The sequence below is a fragment of the Bifidobacterium panos genome, assembly GCF_012932445.1.
GTDB lineage: Bacteria > Actinomycetota > Actinomycetes > Actinomycetales > Bifidobacteriaceae > Bifidobacterium > Bifidobacterium panos.
On sequence record NZ_JAAIIJ010000002.1, the window covers coordinates 108132 to 133370 of the forward strand.

Genomic DNA, 25239 nt, shown 5'->3' on the forward strand with positions numbered 1-25239 from the left:
GCTCAACACGCCGGTTGAGTGGGAGCTTAAAACGAACGCTTCACAATGAGAAAAAGCCGTTTCGTTATTGATATTTCAACATTTCTCAAGTAAACCGGCAAAATTGTGCGATTCACAAAACGACCATAGAAATAGCACTTTTTCTATCTTTTTTACAACTTTTTCGCACATACCTGAAAAAAACCGGCCAAAACGTCGCACACTGCTCGTACCATGAAGAGCGATTGGGCGTGAGATTTCCAAGGAAACGCGGGAATCGAACAACCGAACCTATAGTAATCAAATCGCACTACACAGTGCAGGAGTACAGGAGTACACATGACGAATCCTGTTATTGGCACCCCTTGGACGAAGCTCAACACCGCAGTTTCCAAGGAATCCCTGGAAGGCGTTGACAAGTATTGGCGCGCCGCCAACTATCTGTCGATTGGCCAGATTTACCTTCGTAGCAACCCGCTGATGAAGGAACCGTTCACCCGCGAAGACGTCAAGCACCGTCTCGTCGGTCACTGGGGCACCACCCCCGGCCTGAACTTCCTCATTGGCCACATCAACCGTTTGATCGCCGATCACCAGCAGAACACCGTGATCATCATGGGTCCGGGTCACGGCGGCCCCGCCGGCACTTCCCAGTCCTATCTGGACGGCACCTACACCGAGACCTTCCCGAAGATCACCAACGATGAGGCTGGTCTGCAGAAGTTCTTCCGCCAGTTCTCCTACCCGGGCGGCATCCCCTCCCACTACGCTCCGGAGACCCCGGGTTCCATCCACGAGGGTGGCGAGCTGGGTTACGCTCTGTCCCACGCCTACGGTGCGGTGATGAACAACCCGTCCCTCTTCGTGCCGGCCATCGTCGGCGACGGCGAGGCCGAGACCGGCCCGCTGGCCACCGGCTGGCAGTCCAACAAGCTCGTCAACCCGCGCACCGACGGCATCGTGCTGCCGATCCTGCACCTCAATGGTTACAAGATCGCCAACCCGACCATCCTGTCGCGCATTTCCGACGAAGAGCTCCACGAGTTCTTCCACGGCATGGGTTACGAGCCCTACGAGTTCGTCGCCGGCTTCGACAATGAGGATCACATGTCGATCCACCGTCGCTTCGCCGAGCTGTTCGAGACCGTCTTCGACGAGATCTGCGACATCAAGGCCGAGGCTCAGACCAACGACATGGCCCGCCCGTTCTACCCGATGATCATCTTCCGCACTCCCAAGGGCTGGACCTGCCCGAAGTTCATCGACGGCAAGAAGACCGAGGGTTCCTGGCGTTCCCATCAGGTGCCGCTGGCCTCCGCCCGCGACACCGAGGCCCACTTCGAGGTGCTCAAGAACTGGCTCGAATCCTACAAGCCGGAAGAGCTGTTCGACGCCAACGGCGCGCTGAAGCCGGAAGTCACCGCCTTCATGCCCACCGGCGAGCTGCGCATCGGTGCCAACCCGAACGCCAACGGTGGTGTGATCCGCGAAGAGCTCAACCTGCCGAACCTCGACGATTACGAGGTCAAGGAAGTCAAGGAGTACGGCCACGGCTGGGGTCAGCTCGAAGCCACCCGTCGTCTGGGCGTCTACACCCGCGACATCATCAAGAACAACCCCGACTCCTTCCGCATCTTCGGACCGGACGAGACCGCTTCCAACCGTCTGCAGGCCGCTTATGAAGTGACCGACAAGCAGTGGACCGCCGGCTATCTGTCCGCTCAGGTCGACGAGCACATGGCCGTCACCGGTCAGGTCACCGAGCAGCTCTCCGAGCACCAGATGGAAGGCCTCCTTGAGGCCTATCTGCTCACCGGCCGTCACGGCATCTGGAGCTCCTACGAGTCCTTCGTGCACGTGATCGACTCCATGCTGAACCAGCACGCCAAGTGGCTTGAGGCCACCGTGCGTGAGATTCCATGGCGCAAGCCGATCTCCTCGATGAACCTCCTGGTCTCCTCCCACGTGTGGCGTCAGGATCACAACGGCTTCTCGCACCAGGATCCGGGCGTGACCTCCGTGCTGCTGAACAAGTGCTTCAACAACGACCACGTCATCGGCATCTACTTCCCGGTGGATTCCAACATGCTGCTGGCCGTTGCCGAGAAGTGCTACAAGTCCACCAACATGATCAACGCCATCATCGCCGGCAAGCAGCCGGCCGCCACCTGGCTGACCCTGGACGAAGCTCGCGCCGAGCTTGAGAAGGGTGCCGCCGAGTGGGAGTGGGCTTCCACCGCGAAGACCAACGACGAAGCGCAGATCGTGCTTGCCTCCGCCGGCGATGTCCCCGCTCAGGAGATCATGGCCGCCGCCGACAAGCTCAACGAGATGGGCATCAAGTTCAAGGTCGTCAACGTCGTGGATTTGGTCAAGCTGCAGTCCACCAAGGAGAACAACGAAGCCATTTCCGACGCCGACTTCGCCGACCTGTTCACCGAGGACAAGCCGGTGCTGTTCGCCTATCACTCCTATGCCCGCGACGTGCGTGGTCTGATCTACGATCGCCCGAACCACGACAACTTCAACGTCCACGGCTATGAGGAGCAGGGCTCCACTACCACGCCTTACGACATGGTGCGCGTGAACAACATCGATCGCTACGAGCTCGTCGCCGAGGCTCTGCGCATGATCGACGCTGACAAGTACGCCGACAAGATCAACGAGCTCGAGGCCTTCCGTACCGAAGCCTTCCAGTTCGCGGTCGACAACGGTTACGATCACCCGGATTACACCGACTGGGTCTACTCCGGTGTCAACACCAACAAGCAGGGCGCGGTCTCCGCTACCGCCGCCACTGCCGGCGACAACGAGTGAGGCATTTGCCTAGCTAATTAGGAAAGGGGATCGGGATTCGTCTCGGTCCCTTTTTCTATACCATCCCGTCGGCTCTGTTTCCACTGATTTTCGGATGGCATACGAGCCTAAATTTCGAAGGAGCACAACCCGACGCCCCAATAGGGAGGACACCTACGTGCGTAGTTGCATACAGCGATTTAAAGACAGATTCTATCGCGAGTATCTCTGGTACACGGCGCTGGAGACCGATCTGCTGTTCTTTGTGGTTTGCGACGTGCTGTTTCTGACGCAGGTAAAGGGGATGTCAAAGGAAAGCTTCTCCCTGCTGACGTTTCTCTCGCTTGCCTTCTCGCTGATAATCCAATATCCATTGCTCAGGTTCATCAACCGAGTCGGCAATAAGACGGCGGTGCGTACCGGCAGTGTGGTATTTGCACTCTCGGCGGTATGCATCACCTTCGCACCCGGTTTCATCACGGTGCTGATCGGCGGATTCCTGAAATGCATCGGTCACACATTGAACGCGATGGGTACGGCGATTTTAAAGAACCGACTGACAACGGAGCATCGGGAAGATCGGTTCGTTTCGTATCAATCAGATGCCAACGCCGCGACGTCGCTGATCATGATGTTGACCTCCTTGCTCTGCTTACCGCTGTTTACGCTCAACGAGTATCTTCCGATGGTCGCCTGCATTGTGCTCAGTCTTGTGGGAATCGTTTTCGCTTTTCTGATATCACACGACGATGATTCTGCGCAGGAGATCAATTTGGCACCAAATCTCAAACAATCCGCCAAACGACAGAGGAACGTGTGGAATTCCCTGAACATTCTGCTGTTCGCCTCTTTTGCGATTTTCTGCGCGCTAACAGGGACTGGGCTGTCGTATGCAAAACTGAATTTCCAGCAGTATCTGATCAATCAGGATCCGGAATACATCATGATGCTGCTGAGCGTCATAACGACGGTTGTTTATCTCATCAGAATCGTGTCCAATATGGCGATGCGGAAGGCGTATGGCAAAGTCAAAAATCGCGTCGCAATCTTCGTCTCGATACTTTTGGCTGCAGGATTGGTGATGCAGACCTTGCCTTGGTTCTCTTTCACAGGAGATACGATCGCCTTCCTGTGCATCGGCTATCTGCTGATGGCGTTTGTGCGCGACCCGTATATCACGCTGATTCGGCATATCTCACTTGAGGATGATGACAAGGCAAGGCAGCAGAGCATGCTAATTACTCTCAACGGCGCCCAAAAAGCGGGATCGCTGATCCTCTCGGCTGTGGCCACCCTGATGCTGAACCATTGGGATGTGCTGTCCGTCATGATTTTGATGACCGCCCTCGCGATGGTGACTATCGTGCTTTGCGTGCTCATAATCAGGAAGTACCAACAAACGTCATGATTACCAGTTAAATATGCCGCAACCCGAACAGTTGTCGCCGCATGCACAAATACTAAGTGATATTCAAAAATCGCGTCGCAATCGAGAACGCGTCGTAATAGAGAAAAGGTGTGTCTGGATAGATGAGCAGAACTGTTTTGCAGATGTTGGAACAGCGCGTGATGGATACGCCGAAACGCACCGCGGTTATCTATGAACCGGATGATCGAATCACATATTCCGCGTTGTGGGAACTGTCCGGCAGGGTTTATGCATGGCTGAAAACGCGGGGCATCGGTGCGGAGGATATCGTGATGTACTGCCTGCCCAGAGGAATCGGCTTGTATGCGTGCATCATCGGCACGCTGCGGGCGGGCGCCGCCTTTGTGCTGACGGAAACGGACAATGATTGCAAACGCACGGCCTACATACGAAAAGACTGCGGATGCAAGTTCTTTGTGGATGAGGACTGTTGGAATGAGATCATTGAAACCGAACCGATCAACGGCTACGAGCCAATCAATCTGCACAACCTCTGTTACATTGCCTATACATCTGGCACAACGGGAAATCCGAAGGGCGTCCTGCATGAATACGGCTCGCTGGAAAACGCGTGGAAGTCGGTCAGGATGGACGGTAAACCCCTCCTGAGCGAGGAGGATACCTTTCTGGCGATGAGCCCGATGAATTTCGTGTCTCTGCCAATTATTTTTTCGCTCTCTTGCGCGTTCGGGAACGCCGTGGCGCTCATGCCCTACTCGTACCACAGTGACGAAGAGCGCTTCAATGAATATCTGAAAGATGCCGGGGTGAACTGCGGCTACTTGACCCCCTCCTTCCTGCGCAACCACTACCCTTTCCACCAACAGTGGAGGATGTGCATCCTGTCCAGCGAACCGGCGGACGGACTCTACATCGATGGCATGAAATGCTATAACTGCTATGCCTCCACCGAGTCGGGATGCCTGCTGACGGTATTCGAGTTGCCTCGCGCCGTCACTCCGGCTCCAGTGGGCAAATCACAGTCGGATATCGAGCTGTTCATCCTTGACGAGGACGAGATGGAGACGCCGACCGGTGAGGTTGGGGAAATCTGCTATCGCAATCCCTATGTTCGCGGGTATCTCAATCTGCCTAGCCGCACAAGGAAATTGCTGCGCGGCAGGATTTTCCACACCGGTGACGCCGGGGCATTAACCGCTGATGGCGATCTCATCGTTCGCGGACGGCTCGATGAGATGTTCAAGATCGCAGGCTACCGCATCGAACCAGACGAGGTCGCCAATGCCATCCGCAGCGTGAGCGACCTGCAGCACCTTGTCGTCAGAGGGTTTGTATATAAGGACATATCAGCCATTGTCGTGTTTTATACGGATGATGTCGAAATCGATGAGGTCGCCATCAGAGAACGACTGCTGCAAATACTCCCGGAGTATATGATTCCGACAAATTACATCCGCTTGCGGGACTTCCCCCTGCTGGAAACAGGCAAGTTGGACAAGCTGAGCTTGCTGCCGCCGGAAGGAAGCTGGGAAAATCTGCGGAAACTGTCTTCCGCCAATCTGCCGGTACTTGGAAAAGGCAGGACCGCCACCGTGTTCGCCTTTGGGCAGGATAAAGTGCTGAAGCTGTTCAAGCCGTCGATTCCGTTCGCCATGATTCGCCAGGAGATGGTACTGACCAAAGCGGCGCATTCGATGGGAGTCCCAGCGCCCAACACCTATGAGTTGGTTCGTTCCGGAGCTGGTTACGGTATTCTGACGGATAAGGTGAGCGGCACGGTCTTGCAAGAAGTGATTGGCGCGCAGCCGCAGGAACGCCAACATCTCATCAGCCGGTTTGCGAGCGCCGTAAAAGCGCTGCATCAGATTCATGTGTCGGACGAGCGCGTGCCCGATATCAGGGAGGTTTCCATAGCGCTGTGCGAACAGCTTGATCCGGCTTTGTATTCACCGGAGGATACAGCAAAGATTCGCGCTGTTTTTGAGAGTATTGCGCCTGCCGAAACATTTGTGCACGGTGACTGCCAACCGGGTAATGCCATCGTCAAGGGCGATGACACCTGTTTCATCGACTTCATGCTGTGCGGAAAAGGAGATCCGATCTTCGATCTGCTGTGTATGTATTCGCATTACATCTTCCTGCCGTCCTTTGTATCAGACGAGAAATGTGTGGCGGAACTCGGCATGGACAAAGTCGGCGCGCAGGCTTTGTATGACATGTTTATCAAGGCCTATTATCCGACACTGTCGGATGCGCAGATCGTCAGTGTGGAGGAGCGGATCGAGCGCGTCCATGCCGCGAGGATATGCCTTGCCTCCGTTGTTCTGCCGGGTGTATTTCCTGTCGATGTGCTGCAGAAGGCAAAAGACAAGGTCGTCCGATTCTGAAAGCACCTTGCCGTTTCCTTGCGGCCTCAAGGAAGTTCGGAAAACGGCAAGGCGGCTCAGTTCGCTTGGATTCATCTCTTATTTCCTCATGTTTCAAGCGATTTGTGTGGTATATCACACTGCAATTCAAGGCAATATTCGGCAACATGCCGTGGATTCACTCACCTCTCGCATTACAATGGGCAACGGTGTGAACATCGAGGTCACCCGCCATATCACTAGCTACATAGGAGACAAAAGTGAGTCTTACCACTGTCACCATCATCAGTCCCGAAGCCGCCAATGGTCGCAATGTCGCCGCGCTTGGCGTTGTCAACGCCCTTGCTGGCGTCAAGAAAACGGGCGTGTTCCGCCCCGCGGTATGCAAGAAGGAAACCTTCACCGACACATTGCTGACGGCCAGCAACGCCGGGCAAAGCCGCGAACAGGCCGTGGGCGTGTGCCCGAAATGCGCGCGGGCGGACAAGGAAGGCTCGCGGGCCGATATCGTGGCCGCCTACGAGACCACCGTGGGCAATATCGCCCCCGAAGCGATGGTGATTGTCGGAACCGACCGTTCCAATGTGAATGACCCCGAGCTCTTCGGCTTCAACGCCGATGTGGCTGCGGACCTCAAGTCCCCCGTGTTCCTTGCCGTATGCACCATCAACCGCACCCCCGAACAGGTGAAGGCCACCGTCGACGCCTGCACCGCCGCCGTCGAAAAAGCCGGCACCGCCGTGCTGGGCGTATTCGTGACGGGTGCCGAAGAGGGCCAGGCAGCCGGCATCAAAGAAGCTCTTGCCGGCGATGTGCCGGTATGGGTGCTGCCCAAGGTGGATTTCGAAGAGGAAGGCGCCGCGGACAAAGCCGCCAAGGTATTCGCCGAGAATGCTCCCGCAGATGAGGTGCTCGCCGCGCTGGACGCGCCGTTCACCGCCCCCCTCACCCCCTATGCGTTCCAATACAGCCTGCTGGGCAAAGCCAAGGCGAACAAGAAGACCATCGTACTGCCCGAAGGCGAGGAAGATCGCATCATCAAGGCTGCCGATTACCTGCTTGAGCGCGACATCGTGAATCTGATCATCGTGGGAGACAAGAACGCCATTCTCGCCCACGGCGGCGAATTGGGCTTGAAGTCGCTCGATAAGGCCGAATTCCAGGCCATGGACGACGAAGCGGTGCTTGGGCCGATGGTCACCAAACTGTGCGAACTGCGTGCCAAGAAGGGCATGACCGAGGAACAGGCCCGTCAGCAGCTCAAGGATCCGAGCTACTTCGGCACCATGCTTGTGGTGCTCGGCAAGGCCGACGGCTTGGTGTCCGGCTCCGTCAACTCCACTGCCAACACCGTGCGTCCCGCTTTGCAGGTCATCAAGACCAAGCCGGGCGCTTCGCTGGTCTCCGGCGCATTCCTCATGTGCTTCAAGGATCATGTGGCCGTGTTCGCCGATTGCGCCATCAACCTGAACCCGAACGCCGAGCAGCTGGCCGACATCGCCATCCAGTCCGCTGAAACCGCCGCCGCATTCGGCATCGAGCCGAAGGTCGGCATGCTCTCCTACTCCACGCTCGGTTCCGGCAAAGGGCCGGATGTGGATGTGGTCGAAGAGGCCACCCGCATCGTCAAGGAGAAGGCCCCCGATCTGGCCGTCGTCGGTTCCATCCAGTTCGACGCCGCATGGTCGCCCACCGTGGCAGCCGCCAAAGCGAAGGGCAACGATGTCGCCGGGCATGTCAACGTGTTCGTGTTCCCGGACTTGTGCGCCGGCAATATCGGGTACAAGGCCGTGCAACGTTCTTCCGGGGCGCTCGCCGTCGGCCCGGTGTTGCAGGGGCTGAACAGGCCGGTGAACGATTTGTCCCGAGGCGCCCTCGTGCAGGACATCATCAACACCGTGGCCCTCACCGCCATCGAAGCTCAATAGTTTTGTAGCAAGCACAGAGTAGTCTAAACAACCGTAATCCGTGTATAAAAACGGAAGAAAACAGTACAAAATGGAGGATGCCCACCATGGCAAAAACCGTCCTTGTCATCAACTCCGGCTCCAGCTCGATCAAGTATCAGCTGGTCGATCTCGAATCCGGCGAAGGCCTCGCTTCCGGCCTCGTAGAGAAGATCGGCGAGCCTGTTGACGGCCACTACAAGCACGAATACAACGGCGAAAAGCACGAGCTCGAAGAACCGATTCACGATCACGAGCAGGGTTTGAAGCGCGTGCTCGGCTTCTTCGATGAGTTCGGCCCCAAGATTGACGAGGCTGGCATCGTTGCCGTCGGCCACCGCGTGGTGCAGGGTGGTTCCATCTTCCCGGACCCGGCTCTGGTCACCGACAAGACCATCAACCAGGTCAAGGACTTGGCCGTGCTCGCCCCGTTGCACAACGGCCCTGAGGCCAAAGGCGCCGAGGTCATGCGCGCGCTGCTGCCGGACGTGCCGCAGGTGTTCGTGTTCGATTCCTCCTTCTTCTTCCAGTTGCCGAAGGCCGCCAGCACCTACGCGCTGAACAAGGAAATCGCCGACCAGTATCACATCCGCCGTTACGGCGCCCACGGCACCTCCCACGAGTTCATCTCCTCCGTGGTGCCGGATGTCATCGGCAAGCCGGCCGAGGGGCTGAAGCAGATTGTGCTGCACGTGGGCAACGGCGCTTCCGCCTCGGCTGAAATCTCCGGCAAGCCGGTTGAGACCTCCATGGGCCTGACTCCGCTGGAAGGTCTGATGATGGGCGGCCGCACCGGCGACATCGACCCGGCTGTGGTGTTCCATCTGATTCGCAACGCGCACATGAACGTGGACGAGCTTGACACCCTGTTCAACAAGCGTTCCGGCATGATGGGCATGACCGGTTACGGCGATTTGCGTGAAGTGCATCGTCTCGTCGCCGAGGGCAACGAGGACGCCAAGCTGGCGCTCGAAGTCTATGTGCACCGCATCGTCGGCTATATCGGCAACTACACCGCCCAGATGGGCGGCGTGGATGTCATCACCTTCACCGCCGGTGTCGGTGAGAACGACGACATCGTGCGCAAGATGGTGTGTGACAAGCTCAGCGCGTTCGGTGTGAAGCTTGACGAGGAGAAGAACGCCACCCGCTCCAAGGAGCCGCGCATCATCTCCGCTCCGGATTCGGCCGTCACCGTCTGCGTGATCCCGACGAACGAGGAGCTGGCCATCGCCCGCAAGTCCGCCGCCATCGCGGACGCCGGCGAAGACACCTACGGCAACAAGGTCGCCTGAGTCATCTCGGATATCAACGAAAGGCCGCTCCCGTGAGGGGAACGGCCTTTTTTCATATAAAATCTTAAAATTCTATGCCAGCATGCCCTGCCACATGGCGACGAAATCGGGAAGGGTTTTGCGCGTGGTTTCGACGTTACGCACGGTGATGCCGTCAATGCGCAAGCCCAGCATCGCAGCGAAAGTGGCCATGCGGTGGTCGGCATAGGTTTCCATCTCGGCGGCATGCAGTGTTTGCCTGCCGACTGGTTCAATGGCAATGCCGTCGTCCAACTCGCGCGCGATGCCGCCCACGCGAGTGATTTCGGCAACCAGTGCCTCAAGACGGTTCGTCTCGTGCCCGCGCAAGTGTCCGATGCCGATCATATTGGTCGGCGCGTCGGCGAATACCAGTATCGCCGCCAGCGAGGGAGCTATCTCCCCCGCCGCCGTCAAATCGAAATCGCCAAGCCCATGAATCACGCCGGTGCCAGTCACACTGCAATAGCGCACGCCGCCTCGCACCGGGAACGACACTTCGGCTCCCATACGCTCCAAATACCCCGGCAGCAACCCACCTGGCTGTGTGGTGTGTTCGGGCCAGTTCGGCACATGCACGGTGCCGCCGGCGATAAGCGCAGCTCCGAGGAACGGGGCGGCATTCGACAAATCCGGTTCAACCGTCACTTGCTCCGGCAGTTGAAGCCCATGCGGGGCGACGTTCCATACGCGAGCCGTCTCATCGGCATCAACAAACCCACCAGCCGCCTCGACATCCGCCACCGTCATGCGAATATGCGGCAGGCTGGGGGTCTTGGCTCCCGTATGGCTCAGTGTCATGCCGCCGGGCAGACGCGAACCAATCAACAGCAAACCGGAAACGAACTGGGATGACCCCGAGGCATCGATACGCACATCAACACACCCAGTCGGCAACTCATCAGGAGGAATGACGGTGAACGGCAACCGGCCGACCTCACCGTGATATTCAATGCGCGCACCGAGCTGTTCCAAACCATCCAGCACCGGCTTCATCGGACGCGCATACGCCTGCTCGTCGCCATCGAAACGCACCGGACCGGCGGCGAACAACGCAAGCCCGGGCACAAAGCGCATCACAGTCCCCGCCAACCCGCAGAACACCTCGGTGTCACCGTTGAACACGCCGGATTCAGGCGGTGTCACACGCACCGTGGTGGGCGTATCGGCATCAATCTCGCAGCGCACCCCAAGCGCGCCCAAAGCATCCATCATCAAATCAGTGTCACGAGAACGCAACAGACCGACCAGCCTCACCGGCCGCCCACCCAACGCCGCAAGCACCAGATAGCGATTCGACAACGACTTGCTGCCCGGAATCTCGACCGTGGCATCAAGCTCAGCCTCAGCCGCCGGAGCCGACCAAATGGTGACGCTCATAAAACAACTCACTTCTTACTTGTGGAATCATATCCTTGCTCAAGAGCCGTCTTCAGACGATCAAACGGCTTGGCCGGGCTTGCATTGTCGAGGGTTTGCTGGAGCTTGTCAGAATAAAAATCACTGAACATGCCGGACGAAATGTCAAGGTCGACCAGTTGGGAAGACAATTGCGTCAACTGCTGGCCTTTCGCTGAACCGGTGGAAATGCCGACGGGGCTGCCGATGTCCTTGAGCTGATTGAGGATGTCATTCGTCTGGTCAAGAGTGCTTGACAGCGTGGCGGCGAATTCGGTGACGACCTTGGCCGGGGCCTCGGCGAGCTTGTCGACGCTGGCCCTGCATGACGAGACATACTGCTCGTATTCGCTCGTGTAATTCGAGTCGAACACAGTGCCGCTGGGGATGGCATCGCATGCCGTTTTCGTTTCGGACAGCGCCTTGGTGGATTGGGCAAGATTGTTCGCAAGTTCAATGAAGCGCTCGGCCTGACGCTCGTACAGATCGTAGGCGGCATTCACTTCCTCATCCTTGTTCGTCACCCTGAGCTGGGCGAACGAATCGATGGATTGACGCAACTCGTCGGTGTGCTTCGCCACATCCGAAACCGCGGTGGAATCATACTGCGAGGATTGCGAAACCAAAAAAATCAACGACTGATCAAGCGATTCGGAAACGGCAGTATATCGCGTCTGCAAATCCGAGGCTTGGGAAACGCCAGATGCGTAATCGGTGGCTCTCAATGAGCTGAACGGCTTGACCATGGCAATGACGACAACCAGCGCAATTGCCACGATGCAGGCAACGGCGCCACCCAACACGGCAGGCAACGGAGGGCGTTTGCGAGGCAGTTTCACAGGAGCCATCAAGTCCTGGAATCGGGGAACGTACAGCGCCTCTTCTACGGCCACGTTGCCTTTGTCCTGTTCGTCGGTCATATACCGATTTCTCCCTATACTGTTAACGGCAATAACAGTCGGGCCGACAGGATTTGAACCTGCGACATCCTGCTCCCAAAGCAGGCGCGCTACCAAACTGCGCTACGGCCCGTTGCCTCGGCATGCCGGGGCACATCCAGCCATTGTACAATACAGCTTGACGCAATCGATAAAAGGGGAGAGTTCATGGGGCGCCATCAACGCGCCGAAACAGGCGGCTTGGTTTCGTTCATCCTGTGCGCGATTATCGGCGTGGGCGGCATGGACGTCTATCTTCGCTACGCTCCCGCAATCTGGCAGCTGACGCAACGCCGCTTCATCGTGTGCTCCGGTCTTGTGGCGGCTTGCGCCGTGTTCTCTTTTCTGATCGGCTATATGAGCCATTCGCGCTCGTTGACGCTCAAGCGCGGCTGGTGGACGCCATTGCGCCGCGTGTTTGAATCCGTGGCGTTGTCCGTCGTCTATGCGGCCACCACTTTCCTATCGTCCTTCGCGCTGCTCAGCGCCATGAACCAGATAATGGGCGGCACGATTTTCGCGGGGTATATGTCGTCCGTCTGCGCCGGTTTCTGTGGCATCGTCGGTTACATGACGTTCGTGCAGGCGCGAATGATGAACGCGAAAACCCTTGCCTCACTGCTGCCGTTCTTCGTCATCTCCGGCGTGTGCACGGCTGGCCTGACCACCGACGATCCCTACTGGTATCACAACAATTTCTCCCAGTTGGGCGACCGCACCACCTTCGCCGCCACCATGTTCAATTCCACACTCATGCTGGCCGGCGTGTGCGTCATCATCGTCAGTTACTTCGCCGTCTCCGAGCTGGTCACCACCGAGCGCTTGATGCGGTTGCGCCACGACCACACGCGCGAGGATCCGAATCGCGGGTACGATATCGCGCACTTCATGGCGCGCATCATCGTGCTGACCGCCCTGCTGACCCTGTCCGGCTTGGCGTTCATCGGCATCGGCGCGTTCCGCTACACGCCCCACTATCTGATGCACAACATCTGCGCGAAGGGACTGCCGTTCATCATGCTGGCGCTATTCCTGGCGCTCCCCTGGCTCGCCCCTCGCTTGAGCCGCGTCACGATGGTGATTTCCGATCTCGCGGCGCTGCTGTGCGCGGGCTTTTGGGTGAACATGATGCTGGGGCACAATACGCTCACCAATGTGGAGGCGCTGGCGGGCATGATGTTCCTCGGCTGGTTCATCGTGTTCTCACGGCAAATCGCCGCCATCGAAGCGGATCGCGTGGCGACTCAGCTCGTCCAAGCGCAGGCACTGGGCAACGGCCATCAGCAGGAGCCGTTGCCCGAATCTCGCATTTCCTCGGATCGGTGAATCGCCATCAGACGGCCGTGTCGGGCTTGTCCGGCTTGTCGACGCTCATCAGCAGCATGAAGCTGCGCGACTGCGCGGTGACGGCAAAACCGGCCTCATAGTTGAGCACAGGCCCCTTGGGATTGTGCGTGTCCACCACCAGCTGCCACTTCTGGCTGTATCGTTCGTCGGGCAATGTGAACTGAATCGGCTCGTAGTGGGCGTTGAAAATCAGGATGAAGTCGTTGTCCACCATCGGATTGCCGTAGAAGTCCACCTCGGGAATATCCGAACCGTTGAGATATACCATCATCGAGAAGGCGTGCGTGTTCTGCCAGTCCTCCATGTCCATGATGGAGCCGGTGTGATCAAACCATTCGACCTGCGGAATCATCTCGGAGTCGTCACCCGGCTCGCGCCCGGTGAAGAAGCGACGCCGATGCAGCACGGGGTGCTTCAGGCGCAGATGAACGAGCTTGGACACGAATTCCAGAAGACCCTCGCGCTCCTCGTCGAGATCCCAGTGCGTCCAGGAAAGCTCGTTGTCCTGACAGTAGGCGTTGTTGTTGCCCATCTGCGTGCGAGCCACCTCGTCGCCGCCGCAGATCATCGGGATGCCTTGGCTGATGAGCAGTGTGGAGAACAGGTTGCGCATCTGGCGTTGACGCAGCTCACTGACATCGCGAATGGTCGTGGGCCCTTCCACGCCGCAGTTCCACGAACGATTGTTGCTTTCGCCGTCGCGGTTGCCTTCGCCGTTGGCCTCGTTGTGCTTGTCGTTGTAGCTCACCAAATCGTTCATGGAGAAGCCGTCGTGCGCGGTGATGAAATTCACCGAAGCGACGGGGCGGCGTCCGTTGACCTGATACAGGTCGGAGCTGCCCATCAGACGCGAGGCGAATTCAGGCAGGGTCGAAGGCTGCGAGCGCCAGAAATCACGCACGGTGTCGCGATACCGCCCATTCCATTCCGACCAGCTGGGCGGGAAGCCACCCACCTGATAGCCGCCGGAACCAAGATCCCACGGCTCGGCGATGAGCTTGACGCGGCTGATCACCGGATCCTGCTCGACGATGTCGAAGAAGGCGGAGAGCTTGTCCACCTCCTGGAACTGACGCGCCAGCGTGGCGGCCAAGTCGAACCTAAAGCCGTCCACATGCATCTCGGTGACCCAATATCGCAGCGAATCGGTGATGAGTTGCAGGGCGTGCGGCGAGCGCATGAGCAGCGAATTGCCGGTGCCGGTGGTGTCGAAATAATGGCGCTGGTCGTTGTCGACCAGACGGTAGTACGACCTGTTGTCGATGCCTTTGAAGCTCAAGGTGGGGCCAAGATTGTTACCTTCGGCGGTGTGGTTGTACACCACGTCGAGAATGACTTCCATGCCGGCCTGATGATAGGCCTTGACCATGGCCTTGAACTCGTTGACCTGCTGACCGCGTTCGCCGGAGCTAGAATAGGCGTTGTGCGGCGCGAAGAAGCCGATGGTGTTGTATCCCCAGTAGTTGCTCAGGCCCTTCTTCTGCAGGAAGGTGTCGTTGACGAACTGGTGGATGGGCATCAGCTCGATGGCGGTGACGCCGAGCTTTTTCAGGTATTCGATGACGGATGGGTAGGCCAGCCCCGAGTAAGTGCCGCGAATGTCCGGCGGCACGTCCTGGTTGAGGTTGGTCATGCCGCGCACATGCGCCTCGTAGATCACCGAATCGTGGTATGGAATGTTCGGGTGCTGATCGTTGCCCCAGTCGAAGTAGGGGTTGATGACCACGGATTTCATGGTGTGCGCGGCGGAGTCGAGGTCGTTGATGAGCGTAACGTCATCGGGTGACTTCAGGTCGTAGGAGAACAGGCTCGCGTCGTCGTCGATGTTGCCTTCGATGGCTTTGGCATACGGGTCGAGGAGCAGTTTGGCAGGGTTGCATCTCAGGCCCTGATTGGGGTCATATGGGCCGTACACGCGGTATCCATACCGTTGCCCCGGCTGGATGCCGGGCAGGTAGTTATGCCAGATGTAGGAGTTCTGCTCCGTCATCTCGACGCGCGTCTCTTGGTCGTCTTCGTCGAACAGGCACAGTTCGACACGCTCGGCCACTTGGGAGAACAGGGCGAAATTGACGCCGGCACCGTCGTAGCTGGCACCCAGCGGATAAGTGAATCCTGGTCGTATCTGCATGATTACAGTATCTCACGCTTCTTCTGTGATCGAGCGCGCCCACGGGTCGGTACAGGTGCGCAGCCAGTTGACTTGGGGACGTTGGCCACCGGCGCGTTCCATTGCGTCCGGCACGTCTTGGATGGCGTAGTTGAACCACATGGATTCGATGGCCGCGTGCGGCGTGTTGATGAAACAGGGACGCACTTGGGCATCGCCGGAATCCCCCTGCCCGAGGGCGATGCCTTGGCCACGCAACGCGGCTTCGTAGCGAGCCTGTTCGATGGCGTCGGTGACGGGATGGTGGCGCAGGTCGCTGGTCACGTACACGTCCGCGCCGCTTGCCCGCGCCTCATCGAACAGCGAGTCGCCGGAACCGGGCAATACCGCCACAATGCGAATAAGCGCGTCCGGGTTGCCGCACACCTGCACGCCGAGCGCCGTGTGCATGCCATATTCATTCACCTGATTGAACACATGCTGCGCGAACGCCTCCAGCGTCGTCGGTTCGGCAAGTCTGCCCACGCGCCCCAGCCCCACCGGGTGCTCGGCATCGTCAATCGGCACCAACGGGCGTTGATCGACAAGCCCGAGGAAATCGGCGGCCGCCTGCCCCACGCCGCGCCACGCGGCATCGGCGTTGGTATGTCCCACCCATAAGGCGCAGCCGGCACGGTTCAGCCGGTTCACCAACGCGCCCCGGAACCCAAGGCCGGAGACCTCGTGCACCGAGCGGAAAAACAGCGGGTGATGGACGATGAGCAAATCCGCTCCCCAATCAAGCGCCTCGTCAATGATGGCGCTGGTGGGATCGGCGGCGAAGGCGATGCGCGTGACGGATTGGGAAAGCTCGCCCACAATAAGCCCCGGCTCGTCCCAACTTTCCGCATAACGCAATGGATATAAGGCTTCCAGCACGTCAACTGTCTCTTTGAGATTCATATAACCTTGTCCTTTCGAAAAATCACCACCCGAACCAGCAGATAGTCGCCGAGCCCATCAATGCGCGGCGAGCTGCCAGTCGGCACCGATGCCGGTGGAAACATCCAGCGGGACGTCGAGTCGGACGGCCGTTTCCATCGCGTTGCGGACGAGTTCGGTCACCTGCTGCGCCTCGCCCGGCACGACTTCGACCACCAGTTCGTCATGAATCTGCAGGATGATCCGGCTTTTCAGACCCGCTTCCTGCAATGCCCGGCTGGCGCGAATCATGGCGACCTTCATGATGTCTGCGGCACTGCCCTGGATGGGGGCGTTGAGCGCGGCGCGTTCGGCCGCCTCACGCGCGCTGCGGTTCGTCGAATGCAAGGCGGGGAAATAGCGCCGCCGCCCGAACATCGTTTCGGTATAGCCGCGCCGACGCGCCTCGCTGACACACGATTCCAGGAAATCACGCACTTTGCCGAACGTGGAGAAATACTTCTGCTTCAACGCTTCCGCTTCACCCGGATTGATTTTGAGCTGCTGCGCCAATCCATAGCTGCTCAAACCGTAGGCCAGGCCGTAGCTCATGGCCTTCACATGGGTGCGCTGATCGGCGGTGATTTGGTCGACGGGAACCTGATGGACAAGGCTGGCAACGTACCTGTGGAAATCCACGCCGCTCCTGAACGCTTCGATCAGTGCCTCGTCACCAGACAGATGCGCCATAATGCGAAGCTCCACCTGCGAATAATCGCAACTCACCAGCGATTCGTACCCTTCACCTGGGATGAAAGCCGAACGTATCTCGCGTCCCACGGCATTGCGATTGGGAATATTCTGCAGATTCGGGTCGGCGGAGCTCAACCGCCCGGTGGCTGCCACCGTCTGCTCGAATGTGGTGTGGATACGTCCGTCGAAGGGATTGATCGTCTCTATCAGCGTGCCGACGATCTGCTTGAGTTTGTTGGTTTCCCGGTGACGCAGCAGCGCGCCGAGGAACCCATTGGCGCGTTCGTCGTTCACCGAACGCATGTACAGCGTTTGCAGGGCGTCGGCGTTGGTGGTGTATGCGCCTTTTTTCGTCCGTTTGGTGGGCTTCAAACCCATATCCTCAAACAGCACTTCGGACAACTGCTTGGGACTTTGCAGATTGACCTCGCGCCCCGCCCACTGCCATGCAATCTCCTGTGCCTGGCGCGCGTCGGCGGCGAAACCGTCACGCATGTCCTTCAGACGCTGCGTGTCGACTTTTGCCCCTTGCGCCTCCATCTTCTGCAACACCCGCGACACCGGCAGTTCCAACGTTTGCAGCAGACCGAACTGTTCGCACATGTCAAGTTTCGGGGCAAGAAAACGAGCCAGCGCGGCAATAATGGCCGCATGCTTCAACTTGCCGGCGTCGGGATCGGAATCCACGTCGCCATCGGCACCCAGATCAAGCATGCCCTGCGTGGCCGGCTCGTCCTGATCCGCGTGAATGTCCAGAAAATGCGACGCGGCCTGTTCCAACGATTCGGCGTGAAAATCAGGTTGCGCGAGATAGCCGGCGAGTTCGGTGTCGAACAGGGGATATGGCAACGCGAGCCCAAGGGCGGAAAACAGATGCAACTGTTCCTTGTAGCCATGCACCACCATGCCGCTCGCATGGGCATCGATGATCCCACCCAAAGCGTCGCGCAAATCCTCATCAAGAGGAGCCTGCAACACCAGCGCCTCGCCAGCGCACAGCAACGTCACCGAGGACGTCGAGACGCGTCCCGGCTTGGCGTTGCCGCACGCATTCAGCACCCACGAGTGTTCAATGGCCTCACTGCAACGCGCGCTGTGATCGATGCCGGATGTCGCTTCGTCGTTGCCGCTTGGCAACTCACCGACATCAGGCCGCCTGACCGGGGCGGGCAAGTGGGCACTCGCCCAATCCCTCAATTCTTTGACGTCATGGGCTCGCTGGCCGTTGGGCAGAACGATGTTCTCATCTTGTTGCGGTTGCGCGGCCTGAGTCTTGGCCGTCTCTTCATTATTGAAGGTCTTCAGTACGCGGTTTTTCGTACGCGCGCCGAACTCCAGCTCATCGAACAGCGCATCAAGCTTGTCGACGTCCACCTGCCCGAACGTGAGATCCTCGACGGTGACACCCAAATCGACGTCGCGGACAAGCGCGTTGACCTTGCGGTTGAGTCGAACCTGATCGAGATTCGCCCGCAGTGCCTCGCCCTTTTTGCCGCCGATATCGTCGGCATGCTCGATGAGGGCTTCAAGCGAACCATATTTGCCGATCCACTTGGCCGCATAGCCGTCGCCCACTCCGGGAACACCGGGGATGTTGTCGGCGGTTTCGCCGCGCAGGGCGGCCAAGTCAGGATATTGAGCGGGCATCACGTGGTATTTGGCGAATACCTCGTCGGGGGTCATATGCTTGAGATCCTTGAAATGATACCCCGGATAGAGCACGGTGACCCAGTCGTCGACGAGCTGGAAGGCATCCCTGTCTCCGGACAGCACCAATGTGCGGTATCTCGCCTGTTCGCCCATCGTGGCGAGCGTGCCGATGATATCGTCGCCTTCATATCCCGGTTTTTCGATGTACGTGACGCCGAGCGCATCGAGCATCCGCTGGATGAGTGGCAGCTGGTCGAGCAAATCCTGGGGAGCCGCGTCGCGCGTGCCTTTGTATTGCGGCAGCATGGTGTTGCGGAAGGTGCCGCCTTTGACGTCGAAGGCGATGGCGAGATGGTCGGGTCGTTCCGCATTGATGACTTGGGAGAGCATCGAGGCGAATCCCCAGACTGCGTTGGTGGGTTTACCTTGCGCTGTGGAAAAACTTTCTACCGGCAACGCGAAAAACGCGCGGAACGCCAGTGAATGGCCATCGATGACCAACAGGGTTCCGCGCGCTTCGCCATCTTCGTACTCAGTCATGGTTCCCAAGCTTAGCTCTCGTCATGTTCAGGCTTGGGATCGCCATATTTCTCGATGATTGCCATCGCCAGTCGCTTCTTCGGGATGCGCTGATCCATCGAAGTCTTCTGAATCCAGCGGAACGCGCCTTGCTCCGAGAAGTCGGCCTTGTCCATGAGCAGCCCTTTGGCGCGGTCGATGAGCTTGCGCTCCTCAAGGGTATCTTGCGCTTTGAGCAGGTCGGCCTGCACTTTGGCAAGTTCCTCTTCGGTGCTCTTGAGCTTGTCTTCGGAACGTTCCATATGCTCAAGCAGGTCGTTGATTTCGGCGAACCGACCCATTGCGACTTCCAGCGCAGGCAGCAGTTTGGATTCCTCATAGGGCTTGGTCACATACGCCATGGCCCCGGCACCTGTGGATTTCTTGACCAGATCGGGCTGGGAGAACGCGGTGAGCATCACCACCGGGGCGATGTTCTCGTCGCAGATGATGCCGGCTGCGGTGATGCCGTCCATGCGCGGCATCTTCACGTCCATGCACACCACATCCGGACGCTTGGAACGAACCAGTTCGACGGCTTCCTCACCATTGGCGGCTTCGCCGACGACTTCGTAGCCGTTGTCTTCAAGCATGCCGACAAGATCCATGCGATTGACCGATTCGTCTTCGGCAACCACGACGGTGCGCTTGCCGGAAGCGGGCTTGTCTTGTTCGGGCTCGTGCGCTACGGCTTTCAGTTCTTCCTCAGTCAGCACCGGCTTCGTTTCCGTGCTCTTCTCTGCAGCCATGCCAACCTCGTTTCCCCGAACACCTCGGCCGGCGTCACCTGCACCCGCCTTATTATGTGCCCTTGGTGGGACTCGAACCCACACTGCGCAGATTTTGAGGCTGCTTCCTCTACCAATTGGGATACAAGGGCGTATCTGAAACCTATGACAGGTTACACCACCATGCCGACCAACGCATGTCGCAATGAAAAACCTCGGTATCGGAAGCAATCAATTTCAACGATTTGCCGACACCGAGGTTCACTCATGCGCGCGGCGTCTCCAAGGCAGGTAAAGCCTCAAGACGCGCGGCATCTGGCGGTTAATCAGTCGCAGGCACCCACGGTGTGCACGTAGATGGAGTCGGTGCGACCGGGCTGATGTTCGCCCTGGGCGGAGCTCAGCACCACGATCTTGTCGCCGTCGTTGGCCTTGCCGGCCTCCTTGAGGATCTTGTCGGTGTAGATCATGAGATCCTTGCGGGACTTGTCGTGGTAATCCTCGTCGACGAAGAAGGACTCGGTGCCCCAGCTCAGAGCCAGCCAGTGGTAGGTGTGCTCGTTGTTGGTGATGCCGTAGATCGGGGTGGCCGGGCGCTCGCGGGAGACGCGATGCACGGTGGAACCGGTCTGGGTGTAGGCGACGATGGCCTTGGCGTCGAGCTTGTCGGCCAGATCGACGGCGGCGGAGGACACCGCGCCGGTGGAGGACATGTCGAGATCCTTCAGCTCGGGGATGCGGTCGAACCCATGCTCGGTGGCGAAGCTCGAGATGCGGGACATGGTGTCCACAGTGACGGCCGGATACTTGCCCACGGCGGTTTCGTTGGAGGTCATCGTGGCATCCGCGCCGTCAAGCACGGCGTTGGCGCAGTCGGAGGCCTCGGCGCGGGTCGGAACCGGGGAGTTCACCATGGAACCCAGCACCTCGGTGGCGACGATGACCGGCTTGGCGTACTGGCGGGCCAGCTCGATACAGCGCTTGGTGGACAGCGGTACCTCTTCGAGCGGGCACTCGACGGCCATATCGCCACGGGCGACCATGATGCCATCGAAGGCCTTGACGATCTCTTCGAGGTTCTCCAGAGCCTGCGGCTTCTCGATCTTGGCCACGATCGGAATGCGGCGGCCTTCCTCGTCCATGATCTCGTGGGCGCGGTCGATGTCGGTGGCGAAACGCACGAAGGACATGGCGATGATGTCGGCACCCGTCTGGATGGCCCAACGCAGATCGGCTTCGTCCTTCTCGGTCAGGGCGGGCAAGGAAACGGCCACGCCCGGCAGGTTGATGCCCTTGTGGCTGGACACGGGGCCGGCCACGACGACCTTGGTGTGCACGTTGTTGCCTTCGACCTTGGTGACCTCAAGGCGCACCTTGCCGTCGTCGATCAAAATCGGATCGCCGGCATGGCAGTCGCCCGGCAGTCCCTTGAACGTGGTGGAGGTGATGTGCTCGTCGCCTTCGACGTCATCGGTGGTGATGATGAATTCCTGACCTTCGGTCAGCTGCACCTTGTCTTCGCCTTCGGCGTTCTTCTTGAACCAACCGCAACGAATCTTCGGACCCTGCAGATCCACCAGGGCTGCCACGTTGCGGCCGGTGGTCTTGGCGGCCTGACGCAGGTTGTTGTACACCCTGAGATGATCCTCGGGAGTGCCGTGCGAGCGATTCAGACGAGCCACATCCATACCCGCCTCGACAAGGCTGGTAATGCCTTCAAGGGATTCGGTGGCGGGACCAATGGTATCGACGATTTTAGCTTTGCGCATGTTGCTTATTTCCTAACTATTGCAACGGACGAGGCCGGACGGCCCCGCTTTCCCACGCAACAGTGTACTAGCCCGGCTCCCCTATGGGTCGTTTTTCCATCAAACGTGTTGTGAACGCTCACAAGAATGTCCTCTCAATGAGCGCGCGGACTTCACTGCGCCGACGAATCGCCCTGCATTGATCTCATTTTGACGACGGAAAGCAAGGCAGTGCCCCCAATGGACACGACAATCACCGCCAATGACAGCCACGTAGGAATTTCCGGCGCCCACGCAACGGGTTTGCCACCATTGATGAACGGCAACGTGTTGCCATGCAAAGCCTCCAACACCAACTTGACACCGATGAAACCGAGCACGACGGACAGTCCCGCCGGCAAATAGACGAGCTTGTCGAGCAATGCGCCCAGCAGGAAATACAACTGCTGCAACCCCAGCAGGGCGAACACATTGGAGGTGAACACCAGGAACGGATCCTTGGTCAGGCCGAAAATCGCGGGAATCGAATCGAAAGCGAACATCACATCAGTGGTGCCGATGGCGAGGAACACGATGAGCATGGGGGTCCAATAGCGCACGCCGTCGCGTGTGGTGCGCAACTTCTCCCCATCGTATTCGTCGCTGATGCGAATCACCTTGCGTAGCAGATGGATGACGCCGTTCTCGTGATACTCCTCATCCTCATCGCCCCCGGCGGCCAGCTTGATCGCCGTATAAATAAGAAACGCGCCGAAAATGAAGAATATCCAAGTGAACCGTTCAATCAACGCCGCGCCCACCAAAATGAACACCCCGCGGAACAACAGGGCGAAGGCGATGCCCACGCTCAGCACATACTTCTGCAGTTCCTTGGGCACCGCGAAATTCGACATGATGATGACGAAAACGAACAGGTTGTCCACCGATAGCGAATATTCGGTGAGCCATCCGGAATAGAACTCGATGGCCGGTTTGGACCCTGCGAAATACCAGATGAAGCCGCCGAAAATCAGCGCCATCACCACGAAGAACGCGATATGCCGCACGCATTCGGCCGTGGAGGGCACATGGGGCTTGCGACCGACGACGAACAAATCGACCGCGAAAAACACGGCAAGCACCACGAAAGTGACGATTTCAAAAGCAAGGGGTGTTTCGGCCATGACACCCCATCGTACGAAGTGGCTCTGACCGGCCTTTATTTGTTCGCCTCGGTCATCTGGCGCAGTTCCTTTTTCAAGTCCCGGATTTCGTCGCGCAGACGGGCGGCGAGCTCGAACTGGAGCTGCTCGGCGGCTGTGTGCATCTGTTCGGACAGTTGGCGGATCAGATCGGCCAGGTCGGCGGCGGGCAGGCCGGCTTTCAGAATCTCCTCGTGCCGCTTGTTCGCCTCGCCTTCGTCGAAGGTGGGCACGCCGAGGTGCGTGTTTCCGGCCTTGCCCGCGTTGCGATAGCCCCCTTCGAGCAGCGTTTGGGTGTCCACGTCCTCCTTGGCGAGCATGTCGTTGACATCGCTGATCTTCTTGATCAGGGGCTTGGGGTCGATGCCGTGCTCCTCGTTATATGCGATCTGCCTGTCGCGGCGGCGATTCGTCTCCGTGATGGCCTGATGCATGGCCTCGGTGATTTCGTCGGCGTACATCAGCACCGTGCCGTCCACGTTTCTGGCGGCACGTCCAATAGTCTGGATCAGCGAACGGTACGAACGCAGGAAACCCTCCTTATCGGCGTCAAGAATGGCCACCAGTGACACCTCGGGCAAATCGAGGCCCTCGCGCAGCAAGTTGATACCGACGATCACGTCGATTTTCCCCTCGCGCAACATGCGCAGCAACTCGACGCGGCGCAGCGTGTCCACATCGGAATGCAAATATTCGACCTTTATCCCACGTTCGAGCAGATAATCCGTCAAATCCTCGGCCATCTTCTTGGTGAGCGTGGTGACCAGCGTGCGCTCATTCTTCTCCACGCGCGCCTTGATTTCCCCCAGCAGGTCGTCGATCTGACCGGCGGTGGGGCGAATCTCGATGTTCGGATCGACCAAGCCGGTGGGGCGGATGATCTGCTCGACCACGCCGTCGGACAGCCCCAGCTCGTAATCGCCGGGGGTGGCGGACAGATAGACCGTCTGTCCCACCCGCTCAAGGAACTCCGGCCACTTGAGCGGGCGGTTGTCCATCGCCGAGGGCAGGCGGAAACCGTGTTCCACGAGGGTGCGCTTGCGCGAGGCGTCGCCTTCGTACATCGCGCCGATCTGCGGCACGGTGACGTGCGACTCGTCGATGACCAGCAGGAAGTCGTCGGGGAAGAAGTCGAGCAGCGTGTGCGGCGGGGTGCCGGCGTTGCGACCGTCGAAATGCCGCGAATAATTCTCCACGCCGGAGCACACACCCACCTGGGTGAGCATTTCCAAATCGTAGGTGGTGCGCATGGTCAGGCGCTGCGCCTCCAGCTGTTTGTCTTGCTTTTTCAACTCGGCTACGCGCTCGTCAAGCTCCTGGCGGATGGTTTTCAGCGCGCGCTCCATGCGTTCCGGGCCGGCCACGTAATGCGAGGCGGGGAAGATGTGCACTTCGCTTGTCTGCGCGATCACATCGCCGGTGAGCGGGTGCAGCGTGGAAATGCGGTCGATTTCGTCGCCGAAGAATTCGATGCGCACCGCAAGCTCCTCATAGACGGGGATGATTTCGACGGTGTCGCCGCGCACGCGGAACGTGCCGCGGGTAAAGGCGATGTCGTTGCGCTGGTATTGCATGGCGACGAATTGGCGCAACAGCTGGTCGCGCTCGATCTGGTCGCCCTCTTTCAAAAACAGCATGCGCCCGGCGTATTCCTCCGGGGTGCCCAGACCGTAGATGCAGCTGACGGTGGCCACCACCACGCAGTCGCGGCGGGTCAGCAGGTTCGCGGTGGCGGCGTGGCGCAGGCGCTCCACGTCGTCGTTAATGTTCGAGTCTTTCTCGATGTAGGTGTCCGTTTGCGGAATATAGGCTTCTGGCTGGTAGTAGTCGTAATAGCTTACGAAATAGCTCACCGCGTTGTCGGGCATGAGCTCGCGGAACTCGGCACACAGCTGCGCGGCCAGCGTCTTGTTCGGCTCAATGATAAGCGTGGGGCGTTGCAGTCGCTCGATGAGCCATGCGGTGGTGGCGGTTTTGCCGGTGCCGGTGGCGCCCATCAGCACCACATCGTTCTCGCCGTTCTCGATGCGCGCGGCGAGTTCGTCAATGGCTTGGGGCTGGTCGCCGCTGGGCTTATAGGGCGATTTGACGACGAACGGCTTGTTTGTGCGCTCGATATTGAATCCCATCACCGCTCC

Annotated in this window: 15 protein-coding genes and 2 tRNA genes; 6 read left to right on the plus strand and 11 right to left on the minus strand. The window is 58.9% G+C overall.

The features are described from left to right. Positions 1-318: 318 nt before the first annotated feature. The 5 genes from G1C94_RS00595 to G1C94_RS00615 all read left to right on the plus strand — a co-directional run bounded on the left by G1C94_RS00595 (position 319) and on the right by G1C94_RS00615 (position 9772). Positions 319-2796: a phosphoketolase gene (locus tag G1C94_RS00595; RefSeq protein ID WP_172143727.1), complete on the plus strand. Its 2478-nt coding sequence runs from the start codon at positions 319-321 to the stop codon at positions 2794-2796. A gap of 94 nt (positions 2797-2890) precedes the next feature. Next, complete coding sequence (locus tag G1C94_RS00600; RefSeq protein WP_172143728.1) at positions 2891-4183, plus strand: MFS transporter; 1293 nt, start codon at positions 2891-2893, stop codon at positions 4181-4183. A gap of 122 nt (positions 4184-4305) precedes the next feature. Beyond that, positions 4306-6552 (plus strand): AMP-binding protein, encoded by a 2247-nt coding sequence (locus G1C94_RS00605; protein ID WP_172143729.1) that lies wholly within the window; start codon positions 4306-4308, stop codon positions 6550-6552. A 239-nt stretch (positions 6553-6791) separates the two neighbouring features. Then, on the plus strand, positions 6792-8459 hold the full coding sequence (gene pta / locus G1C94_RS00610; protein WP_172143730.1) for a phosphate acetyltransferase: 1668 nt from the start codon (positions 6792-6794) through the stop codon (positions 8457-8459). An 86-nt stretch (positions 8460-8545) separates the two neighbouring features. Next, a complete protein-coding gene (locus tag G1C94_RS00615; protein ID WP_172143731.1) occupies positions 8546-9772 on the plus strand; it encodes an acetate/propionate family kinase in 1227 nt (408 codons plus the stop codon). A 72-nt stretch (positions 9773-9844) separates the two neighbouring features. On the opposite strand, the gene aroA is transcribed toward G1C94_RS00615, so the two are convergent. The 3 genes from aroA to G1C94_RS00630 all read right to left on the minus strand — a co-directional run bounded on the left by aroA (position 9845) and on the right by G1C94_RS00630 (position 12220). Next, entirely contained in the window at positions 9845-11170 is a 1326-nt protein-coding gene (aroA, locus tag G1C94_RS00620) for a 3-phosphoshikimate 1-carboxyvinyltransferase (RefSeq protein WP_172143732.1), read from the minus strand. Positions 11171-11178: 8 nt separating this feature from the next. Beyond that, positions 11179-12108, minus strand: coding sequence for a hypothetical protein (locus G1C94_RS00625; protein WP_172143733.1), 930 nt, complete (start codon positions 12106-12108; stop codon positions 11179-11181). Between the two features lie 38 nt (positions 12109-12146). After that, positions 12147-12220: transfer RNA gene (locus tag G1C94_RS00630), tRNA-Pro, on the minus strand. Positions 12221-12294: 74 nt separating this feature from the next. On the opposite strand from G1C94_RS00630, the gene G1C94_RS00635 reads away from it, so the two are divergent. After that, on the plus strand, positions 12295-13452 hold the full coding sequence (locus tag G1C94_RS00635; RefSeq protein ID WP_172143734.1) for an ABC transporter permease: 1158 nt from the start codon (positions 12295-12297) through the stop codon (positions 13450-13452). Positions 13453-13459: 7 nt separating this feature from the next. On the opposite strand, the gene glgX is transcribed toward G1C94_RS00635, so the two are convergent. The 8 genes from glgX to uvrB all read right to left on the minus strand — a co-directional run bounded on the left by glgX (position 13460) and on the right by uvrB (position 25230). Further along, positions 13460-15604, minus strand: a complete 2145-nt coding sequence (glgX, locus tag G1C94_RS00640) for a glycogen debranching protein GlgX (RefSeq protein ID WP_172143735.1) — start codon at positions 15602-15604, stop codon at positions 13460-13462. Positions 15605-15616: 12 nt separating this feature from the next. Further along, positions 15617-16525 (minus strand): Nif3-like dinuclear metal center hexameric protein, encoded by a 909-nt coding sequence (locus G1C94_RS00645; protein WP_172143736.1) that lies wholly within the window; start codon positions 16523-16525, stop codon positions 15617-15619. A 57-nt stretch (positions 16526-16582) separates the two neighbouring features. After that, on the minus strand, positions 16583-19426 hold the full coding sequence (gene polA, locus G1C94_RS00650; RefSeq protein ID WP_172143737.1) for a DNA polymerase I: 2844 nt from the start codon (positions 19424-19426) through the stop codon (positions 16583-16585). Positions 19427-19437: 11 nt separating this feature from the next. Beyond that, positions 19438-20193 carry an ANTAR domain-containing response regulator gene (locus tag G1C94_RS00655; RefSeq protein ID WP_172143738.1) on the minus strand — a complete coding sequence of 252 codons (756 nt, stop codon included), beginning with the start codon at positions 20191-20193 and terminating at the stop codon, positions 19438-19440. A 57-nt stretch (positions 20194-20250) separates the two neighbouring features. After that, positions 20251-20324 (minus strand) — tRNA-Leu (locus tag G1C94_RS00660). A gap of 174 nt (positions 20325-20498) precedes the next feature. Next, entirely contained in the window at positions 20499-21941 is a 1443-nt protein-coding gene (gene pyk / locus G1C94_RS00665; protein WP_172143739.1) for a pyruvate kinase, read from the minus strand. 152 nt (positions 21942-22093) lie between these two features. Further along, on the minus strand, positions 22094-23083 hold the full coding sequence (locus G1C94_RS00670; protein WP_172143740.1) for a TerC family protein: 990 nt from the start codon (positions 23081-23083) through the stop codon (positions 22094-22096). Positions 23084-23118: 35 nt separating this feature from the next. Continuing rightward, positions 23119-25230, minus strand: a complete 2112-nt coding sequence (uvrB, locus tag G1C94_RS00675) for an excinuclease ABC subunit UvrB (RefSeq protein ID WP_172143741.1) — start codon at positions 25228-25230, stop codon at positions 23119-23121. Positions 25231-25239 lie beyond the last annotated feature (9 nt).